Raw genomic sequence first — 8480 nt, 5'->3', positions numbered from 1 at the left:
ATCCTGCTGCGGCTGGGTCCAGCCCGGGTGCCGTCGCCGACAGACATCGAGCATGTGCGGGTGAATTTCGCCCGCCTGATGCCCGTGACCGCGGAGCGGGTGGTGAACTTCTGGCAGACCCGTCAGTCGGCGTGACTCCAAGCGGGCATTGCCGGCTAGAGCATGATTCAACTGAGTTGAATCATGCTCGTCGTCGATCTTCTGGTTTGAGCATGATCTGCGCGCAAACGCCTCTGGCGTTTGTCGCGAGGGAAAACCGGTTCCCACTTTTCCGGATCATGCTCTAGCCGATCCTGCGAAACCGCAGATACGCCGCGCGCCGGCCTTCGCGCTCGGCTTTGCGGCCGTATCGCGTCATCGTGTAATCGGTCCAGGGCAGACGCCAGTCATCGGCCTTCTCCGCGGTCCAGACGAAATCGGGCGAGCGCGAAAGATGGGCCAGCGTCCATGCGCAATAATCGCTGATATCGCTGACGAAGCGGAATTCGCCGCCGGGCTTGAGAACATGCGCCATGGCCGAGATGGTCGCGTCCTGCACGAAGCGCCGCTTCCAGTGTCGCCGTTTCGGCCATGGGTCGGGATGGATCAGATCGATTCGCGCCAGCGATTGCGGCGGCGCCCATGCCAGCAATTCGGCGGCGTCGCCCGCGAACAGCCGGATGTTGCCGATGCTGTGGGCCTCGATCTGCGCCAGAATTTTGGCCATGCCGTTGACATAGGGCTCGCAGCCGACGAAACCGGTCGCTGGAAAGGCGCGCGCCTCTGCGATCAGGTGTTCGCCGCCGCCGAATCCGATTTCGAGTCTGATATCGTCGACCGGCGCATCGAACAGCCCGGCGAGACTGGGCGGATGCGAGCTGCCGATTTCCAGCGCAAGCCGCGGCAGCAGGTGCGCGATCAGGTCGGACTGGTGCGAGCGCAGCCGGTGACCTTTGCGCCGGCCGAAGAATGAGCCATGCGGGTGAACCGCGGCAGCATCGTTGGGGGATGTATCGCGATACTCGGGATCACGGATCGCGGCACTCATCGCGGATCGAATCTGTTGGTTGTCGTCAGCATGCTGTTGGCTTGAATACGAGAGCTGTCATTTGAGGGTTCGCTCGTTTCACTCGAGCCCTCAGACGCGCCATAGCACGTCGGGGAACGACGACATATTGCAGATTTCAGGCTATTGCAGATTTCAAGCTATCTCAAACTTAAACGATCTGGCTCAGCGCTTGTCAGGTCCTTCGCGCGCGGCGATCTGTTCGACCAGATCGACAATGCTGCGTCGAAGCTTGGCATCGGAGATGCGCGTGAACGCGCGGGTGAGCGCCAAACCCTCCGATGTCGCCAGGAAGTCGGACACGTAAGCCGGCGAGGTTCCTTCGGTGAAGCCTTCGGCGCTGATGATGCCGCTCGGTCCTCCCTCGAACAGGAACGATACCGGCACCTGGAGTATTTCGGAGATCTGCTGAATGCGGCTTGCCCCGACCCGGTTGGTGCCCTTCTCGTATTTCTGAACCTGCTGGAATGTAAGGCCCAGCGCCTCGCCGAGCTTTTCCTGACTCATGCCCAGCATGATGCGGCGCATGCGCACACGACTGCCGACATATTTGTCAACAGGATTGGGCGCTTTGGTCGACATCGCCAACACTCCTCGGGACTATGTTTGTGGGATGAAGCAAAACGAAAGCGAAGTATGCCTCAGGCAGCAAGGCCGTCAAATCCTGTTCGGAGGGCCGATGAAGAATCAATGCAGACAATTTGAGCAATATACTGACGGGTCTATTCTTGAGCAATCTTGCTGCGCAGAATGCGAATGGCGCAGCCGGTCTGTCAACTAGTGGATTTCCGTAGTTGGCCGTCAGGCAGTTCGCTTCGCGACGCGGCGCCTGATCACGAACACCAGGGCGGCGGCGATGATGATGGCGGCGGGAATATCGCCGACACGCGAATAGATTGTCGGCGGGATCGCTGACGGCAATGGGGAATCGAGCACGCCTTCGAGCCCGAGATCAAGCCGTGCCACAAACCGTCCGATCGGATCGATAACCGCGGAAATGCCGGTGTTTGCAGCACGAACCACGGGCAGCCCCTGCTCGATGGCACGCAGGCGTGCCTGCTGCAGATGTTGATACGGGCCGGTCGAGATTCCGAACCAGCCGTCATTGGTGAGGTTGACGATCCAGCCCGGACGGTCGTCGCGTTCCGCAACGTCACCGGGAAAGATCGCTTCGTAGCAGATCAGGGGTAGCGCGCGCGGCGCATTCGGGATGTCCATGGTGCGCCGCCTTGTGCCCGGAATAAATCCGCCCTGGACCTTGGTGAGCTGCTCCAGGCCGATTTTTTCCAACCAGTCCTGGAACGGAAGAAATTCGCCGAATGGCACCAGATGCAGCTTGTCGTAAATCGACAGCACGCTGCCGTCGTGGTCGATCACGTAGATTGAATTGTAGGCGCGGGTGATCCGCACGCCCGGGGGAACATCGGGTGCGCGCACCGACCCGGTGATCAGGACGGTGCCCTTGGGCAAGAGCTCGGCGATCTGCGCCATGGCGTCGGCTTCACGCGTCAGAAAAAACGGGAACGCCGATTCCGGCCAGATCAATATGCTGACATCGCGCACGCCGGTCGATTGCGGCCCGGAGGCGCGATCCGACAACGTCAGATATTTTTGCATCACCTCCGCCTTGGCGGAGTAATTGAACCTGACGTCCTGCTGCAGATTGGGCTGCATGATTCGCAGCTTGACGTTTGCAACCATCGTGGTCGGATGCAGGCTCAGGCGAACGGCGCCGAAAATTCCCATCGCGATGAGCAACGACACCGCGATGACAGGCGCGATCCACGGCTTGCGTCCGCGCGAACGTCCATCGATCAGCACCGCCGGGCTTGCGAAGATCGCCACCGCCAGAAATGTCAGGCCCCACAGGCCGATCAGCGACGCCGTCTGCGCCAGCGCCAGCGGCTCGGTCAGGGCGTAGCCGAACGTGTTCCATGGAAAGCCCGTGAGCACATGGCCGCGCAGCCATTCGCCCAGTGTCAGACTTGCCGCAAGGGCGATCACCCGCGAAGCGTCCCGGGTCCAGATCAGACGCGCCAGCGCAAAGCCCAAGGCGGTGAACAGCGCCAGATAGGCCGGCAGGCCCAATATCGCGAACGGCAGCAACCATGCGAAGGTGGATGCATCGACAAGGAACGCGTAGCCGATCCAGTACAGCCCCGGCACGAAATAGCCGAGGCCAAACCACCAGCCGGCCATCGCCGCTGCCGGGATGCCGCCCAGGCGCCCGGCGCCGGCGCCATCGATCAGCCAGACCGCCACCGGAAACGTCAGGAACAGCACCGGCCAGGCATTGAACGGCGCCATCGCCAGCGCCGACAGCGCGCCGGCGACGAGCGCAATGGCGGCGCGCTTCCATCCCCAGGACAGGATGATGGCGAGACCGGCCGCGCGGAGGTTGCCAGTGAGCGTCACGGCGAACCCGCTCCATCGCCGGACGGGTTCGCATTGTCGTTGGCTTGCGCGGAGCCCGCCTCGCTCGCGGCTTCGCGGCGGCGGCTCTCGCGTTGCGCGCGCACCGCCGAGCGTTCCTTGCGGGTTCCGATGCGCAGCCGCTTGACGCGCCGCGGATCGGCATCGAGCACCTCGATTTCGAAATTGCCGGGCCCCGAGATGACTTCGCCGCGCACCGGCAACCGGCCGACATGGGTCACGAGATAGCCGCCCAGCGTCTCGACTTCCTCGCCGGCTTCGCCGGTAACGAACTCCTCGCCGATCACGGAGCGGACGTCATCGAGGCTGGCGCGGGCATCGGCGATGAAGGAATTGTCCGCCTGCCGCACGATCGCCGGCGGCTCGTCGCTGTCGTGTTCGTCGTCGATCTCGCCGACGATCTGCTCGACGATGTCCTCGATCGAGACCAGGCCGTCGGTGCCGCCATATTCGTCCACCACCAGTGCCAGATGGATGCGCGAGGCCTGCATCTGCGCCAGCAGATCGATCGCCCGCATCGATGGCGGCACAAACAGCAGCTTGCGGATGATGTTGGCGTCCGCGAGCGGCAGCGCCAGATCGACCGCGCGCAGATCGAGGCCCGCGGGCAATGGTTTCTTGCGCTTGGCCTTGCCGGCTTCGGGCAGGCGCGCCCTGGCGGTCATGAAGGCCAGGAGATCGCGGATGTGGACGATGCCTTCGGGGTCATCGAGGGTTTCGTTGTAGACCACCAGGCGCGAATGCGCGGCACTTTCGAACAGGCTCATCAATTCGCCGAGCGGAATGTCGCGCTTGACCGCGACGATATCGGCGCGATGGATCATCACGTCGGCGATGCGCCGTTCATGCAGGCCGAGGATGTTGCGCAGCATGGTGCGCTCGATGGCGGAAAAGCCGACTTCGTCCGGTGTGGAGGCATCGAGCACGACCTGCAGGTCGTCGCGGACCGATCCCGGCTTCCATCCGAACAGCGTGCGGATCGCGCGGGTCAGCCAGTTTTCCGCGGCCGGGCGCATGACTTCGCCTTCCTGCACCACTGCCGGCAGGTTGCGCGTGTTGCGCGGATTGTCATGGGTCGGTTCGGAATCCACCATCTCAGTCCGTCCGCTCGCGATCGGTATACGGATCGGGAATGCCGAGTTGCGCCAGGATCTCCCGCTCGAGCGTTTCCATAGCCTCGGCGTCGTCGTCTTGTTCGTGATCGTAACCGATCAAATGCAGGAAACCATGGATCGCCAGATGGCTGAGATGATGATCGAACGGCTTTTGTTCGTCGTCGGCTTCCTGGCGCGTGGTTTGATAGGCGATGGCGATGTCGCCGAGCATGCGCGGCGCATCGCCGGGACCGCCCGGGCCGCTCGGCGGCAACGCCGGAAACGACAGCACGTTGGTCGGCTTGTCGATGCCGCGCCAGTTGCTGTTCAGCGTACGAATGCCGGCATCGTCGGTCAGCATCACCGCGAGCTCGGCCTCTCCGATGTCAGCATTGACGAATTCCGCCGCGGCCGTGATGGCGCGGTGGATCACGGTCTCGGCGTCTGGCTCGGCCTGCCAGACGTCGGCGACAACGAGAACTTCGGTGATGGGAAGGGCAAACGGTGCCATCGGTCCGGGATTTCTGTTGCGACGGGAATTCGCCCCCGGCGCGCGTTCGGCGGCAGATTTTGGCATCAAGGCCTGCTGGTTGCCGGCCGCTGCGGCAATCCTTCATAGGCCGCGACGATCCGCGCCACCAGTTCGTGGCGGATCACGTCCTCGGCCGTGAATCTCACCTGGGAGATGCCCTCGACGCCATCGAGCAATCTTGCGGCTTCGGCGAGACCCGAGGTCTGGCCGTTCGGCAGGTCGACCTGGGAGGGATCGCCGGTGATGATCATGCGGCTGTTTTCGCCAAGCCGCGTCAGGAACATCTTCATCTGCATCGAGGTGGTGTTTTGCGCCTCGTCCAGAATGATGGCGGCATTGGTCAGGGTGCGGCCGCGCATGAAGGCCAGCGGCGCGATCTCGATTTCGCCGGTTTGCAGCGCGCGCTCGACGATCCGCGAATCCATCAGGTCGTACAGCGCATCATAGATCGGCCGCAGATAGGGATCGACCTTCTCGCGCAGATCGCCGGGCAGGAAGCCGAGCCGCTCGCCGGCTTCGACCGCGGGCCGCGACAGGATGATGCGATCGACTTCCTTGCGTTCGAACAATTGCGCGGCCTGCGCCACCGCGAGCCAGGTCTTGCCGGTACCCGCCGGACCGATGCCGAATACCAGTTCGTGGCGCTTGAGCGCGCGGATATAGGAGTCCTGGGCGGCGGTGCGCGCCCGCACCGGGCGCTTGCGCAGGTTGATGGTCTCGAACGACGATTTGACGGTCTTGGCGTCGAATTCGAACAACGAGCCCTGCGCGATCACGGCGCGGATCGCGCCTTCGACGTCGCCCTGCGCCAGTTCCTGCCCCTGGATCGCCTGGGCATACAGCGTTTCCAGCACCCGCCGTGCGGCGTCACAGCCATCGCGCGATCCGGCAATGGTGATGTGATTGCCGCGCGAATCCACCACGACGCCGAGCCGGCGTTCGATCAGCGCCAGATTTTGTCCGTAGGGTCCGACCAGGCCCGAGGCCGCGCGATTGTCATCGAAGTCGATGACCACCTGGGTTTCGGGCGGGATAGGCAGGTCGCGGTCGAGTTTGCGGCTGGGAGCGAGCGAAGGCGAATCCGATGCGCTTTTTGGCAAGGGTTCAGGCTCCCGTTGTGATTTGAAAGGGGGTTATTTGAGAGGGCGTTATGTGAGAGGACGTCATGCGCGACAAAGCGGGCTGCGCATGCGAAGCGGCCGCGAGTTCACCGAGCAGGCTGTAGCGCTCGAGGCTTTCGATTCGCACCGGCAGGACCTGTCCGATGATATCTGGAGATGCCATCACATGCGCGGGCTGCAGATAGGCGGTGCGGCCGACGATCTGGCCGGGGTTGCGGGCGGCGCGTTCGAACAGCACATCGACGGTGTTGCCAATCATGGCCTTGTTGAAGGCCGATTGCTGGCTGTCGATCAATTCCTGAAGCCGCACCAATCGCTCGTCCATTTCAGCCGCTGACACCGTCTCCCGCATGTCCGCCGCCGGCGTGCCGGGCCGCGGCGAATATTTGAACGAATAAGCGCCAGCGTATCCGATTTGTGTGACCAGCGCGAGGGTGGCCAGAAAATCTTCCTCGGTCTCCCCAGGGAAACCCACGATAAAATCCGATGAAAATGCAATATCTTGGCGCACAGCGCGAAACCGGTCGATGACGCGCCGGTAATCATCGGCGGTATGGCGGCGGTTCATGACGGCAAGAAGGCGGTCGGAGCCGGACTGCACCGGCAAATGCACGAATGGCATCAGCGCCGCCAGATCGCGATGCGCTTCGATCAGCGTCTCGTCGACATCGCGGGGGTGGCTGGTCGAGTAGCGCAGGCGAACGATGCCGGGAATCCCGGCGAGATGACGCAAGAGGGTGCCGAGCGGCCAGATCCGTCCGTCCGGTCCCTCGCCGTGATAGGCGTTGACGTTCTGACCGATCAGGGTGATCTCGCGCACGCCATTGTCAGCGAGCCGCTTGACGTCGTCGACGATCCTTGCGGCCGGCCGCGACACTTCGGAGCCACGCGTATAGGGCACGACGCAGAACGTGCAGAATTTATCGCAGCCTTCCTGCACCGTCACGAAGGACGAAATTCCGCGCGCGCGGATCGCTTCCGGTTTCGGCGGGGCCAGGAATCCGAACTTGTCCTCGACCGGGAACTCCGTCTCCAGCGCGCGGCCATGGCTTCTGGCGCGGGCGAGCAGTTGCGGCAAATGGTGATAACTTTGCGGGCCGACCACGACATCGACCACCGGCGCGCGGCGGATGATCTCGTTGCCTTCGGCCTGCGCGACGCAGCCGGCCACCGCGATGCTCATGGTCCTGCCGTTGCGGGCCGCCTCGTCTTTGACAGCACGCAGCCGCCCGAGTTCGGAATAAACCTTCTCGGAGGCCTTTTCGCGGATGTGGCAGGTGTTGAGAATCACCAGATCCGCATCATCCACGCTTGCGGTCTCGACAAAGCCCTCCGGCGCCAGCGTATCCACCATGCGCTGCGCATCGTAGACGTTCATCTGACAACCATATGACTTGATGTGCAGCTTGCGCGGCGGATTCATGGAACCTGAATGCTGGGCTGAAATGGCGCCATTGCGGCGTTGGGGCTCAATTATAGGCTAAAGCGCGGGAAATCCAGCGTCAGTAGCTGTCATTCCGGGGCGATGCGCCAGCATCGAACCCGGAATCCCGAGATTCCGGGTCTGGTCCTGCGGACCATCCCGGAATGATGGGCTCTAATGTGCTCCAATCCGTCCAATCAGCCCGGGCAATTGCCGCATATCGTCAAATGTCACCGCCGCCCCGGCAGCCCGCAGCGTATCGCCGTAACCCTGATGGCAATGGCTGCCGCCGTGGAAGCCAAAAACGGTCATCCCGGCGGCCCGCGCGGCGGTGATGCCGGCGATACTGTCTTCGATCACCAGGCATCGTTCCGCAGGTGTGGTCATTTGCGCGGCCGCGAACTGAAACAGATCGGGCGCAGGCTTGCCGTGCTCGACCTGTGAGGCGGAGAAAATATGGGGTGCAAATTGGTCGTAAAGCCCGACCCGGCCGAGGCTGACGCGCATGCGCTCGTGCGAGCCGCTCGAGGCCACGCAGACCGGTTGGGCGATCGCCGCGAGTGCCTGACCGATGTGGGGAATCGGTTCCAGCGTGGCCGCAAAGGACTGAAACAGCTCGTCCTGCAATTGGCTGTGGAAGTCGTCAGGCAGGCGGCGGCCCAGTTCGGCTTCGACTTCAAGATGCGCCTGGCGTGAGGACCGGCCGAGGAAGCGATCGAATACCTGTTCGACCGAGATCGGGTAGCCGTGGCGGGTCAGCACTTCCGCATGGGCGCGGCACGAAATCACTTCGCTGTCGACCAGCACGCCGTCGCAGTCGAAAATGACGAGA

8 protein-coding genes are annotated in these 8480 nt (G+C 63.1%); all 8 read right to left on the bottom strand.

The annotated features are described in order from the left end of the window. Positions 1 to 283 precede the first annotated feature (283 nt). Positions 284 to 1027 carry a tRNA (guanosine(46)-N7)-methyltransferase TrmB gene (trmB, locus tag ABR948_RS28195; RefSeq protein WP_428124369.1) on the bottom strand — a complete coding sequence of 248 codons (744 nt, stop codon included), beginning with the start codon at positions 1025 to 1027 and terminating at the stop codon, positions 284 to 286. Between the two features lie 183 nt (positions 1028 to 1210). Beyond that, entirely contained in the window at positions 1211 to 1627 is a 417-nt protein-coding gene (locus ABR948_RS28190) for a helix-turn-helix domain-containing protein (RefSeq protein ID WP_428124367.1), read from the bottom strand. A gap of 219 nt (positions 1628 to 1846) precedes the next feature. Continuing rightward, positions 1847 to 3460: an apolipoprotein N-acyltransferase gene (gene lnt / locus ABR948_RS28185; RefSeq protein WP_428124365.1), complete on the bottom strand. Its 1614-nt coding sequence runs from the start codon at positions 3458 to 3460 to the stop codon at positions 1847 to 1849. After that, the gene (locus ABR948_RS28180; RefSeq protein WP_428124363.1) at positions 3457 to 4572 is read right to left on the bottom strand and encodes a hemolysin family protein; all 1116 of its coding nucleotides are present in this window, start codon (positions 4570 to 4572) and stop codon (positions 3457 to 3459) included. Before ABR948_RS28180 ends, lnt begins: the two co-directional genes overlap by 4 nt. 1 nt (position 4573) lies before the next feature. Beyond that, complete coding sequence (gene ybeY, locus ABR948_RS28175; protein WP_428124371.1) at positions 4574 to 5083, bottom strand: rRNA maturation RNase YbeY; 510 nt, start codon at positions 5081 to 5083, stop codon at positions 4574 to 4576. 65 nt (positions 5084 to 5148) lie between these two features. Continuing rightward, the gene (locus ABR948_RS28170; RefSeq protein ID WP_428124361.1) at positions 5149 to 6204 is read right to left on the bottom strand and encodes a PhoH family protein; all 1056 of its coding nucleotides are present in this window, start codon (positions 6202 to 6204) and stop codon (positions 5149 to 5151) included. Positions 6205 to 6208: 4 nt separating this feature from the next. After that, positions 6209 to 7648, bottom strand: a complete 1440-nt coding sequence (gene miaB, locus ABR948_RS28165) for a tRNA (N6-isopentenyl adenosine(37)-C2)-methylthiotransferase MiaB (protein ID WP_428124359.1) — start codon at positions 7646 to 7648, stop codon at positions 6209 to 6211. 174 nt (positions 7649 to 7822) lie between these two features. After that, on the bottom strand, positions 7823 to 8480 hold a 658-nt coding region (locus tag ABR948_RS28160), incomplete at its 5' end, for an HAD family hydrolase (RefSeq protein ID WP_428124357.1).

Origin of the sequence: Bradyrhizobium sp. (assembly GCF_050014615.1) — a bacterium.
In the GTDB taxonomy this organism is placed as follows: domain Bacteria; phylum Pseudomonadota; class Alphaproteobacteria; order Rhizobiales; family Xanthobacteraceae; genus Bradyrhizobium.
This window is presented reverse-complemented; position numbering and strand designations above follow the sequence as displayed.